The 726-nt window shown below is 53.4% G+C and carries 1 pseudogene; it reads left to right on the forward strand.

The annotated features are described in order from the left end of the window. Positions 1-726 (forward strand): annotated as a pseudogene (locus tag HW443_RS12440) (excinuclease ABC subunit UvrA); the annotation flags it as partial.

A 726-nucleotide genomic window follows, 5' to 3' on the forward strand; every position in this document is an offset into this window, starting at 1 on the left:
AGGACTTTCTATCTACGACTTCACTACTCTCTCTATATCTAAAGCTTACGAGTTCGTCCAGGAGCTTAATCTGACCGAAAGGGAGCGCCTGATCGCTGGCCAGGTCATCAAGGAGAACAAGGAGAGGCTGGACTTCCTGCGCTACGTGGTGCTTGACTACATTACCCTGGACAGAATGACCGGTAGCCTCTCTGGAGGAGAAGCCCAGAGAATAAGGCTGGCCACCCAGATCGGTTCCAGCCTGGTGGGAGTCCTCTATATTCTGGATGAGCCCAGTATTGGGCTCCACCAGAGGGATAACCGGCGTCTTTTAGCCACTATCAAACGGCTGCGGGATCTGGGAAACACGGTTATCGTCATAGAGCATGATGAGGAGACCATTCGGGAGGCCGATTTTATCGGGGATATTGGGCCCGGAGCCGGAGCCCATGGTGGGGAAATTGTAGTCACCGGATCTCTCTCTGACATAATTGCTGAGCCCAGGTCCATAACCGGAAAATATCTCTCCCGTGAGCTCAGGATACCGGTGCCTCTAAGAAGACGGGAGGGCAATGGCAGAGCTCTGGTGGTCAGAGGAGCCAGAGAACATAACCTGAAAGATCTGGACATCCGCTTTCCGCTGGGCAAGTTTATTTGCGTGACCGGAGTTTCCGGATCAGGCAAGAGCACCCTGATTGATGAGATCCTTTTCCGGGCCCTCTCCTCCAAAATCTATGGCAGCAAGGC

The sequence above is a fragment of the Candidatus Hakubella thermalkaliphila genome, assembly GCF_013281975.1.
In the GTDB taxonomy this organism is placed as follows: domain Bacteria; phylum Actinomycetota; class Humimicrobiia; order Hakubellales; family Hakubellaceae; genus Hakubella; species Hakubella thermalkaliphila.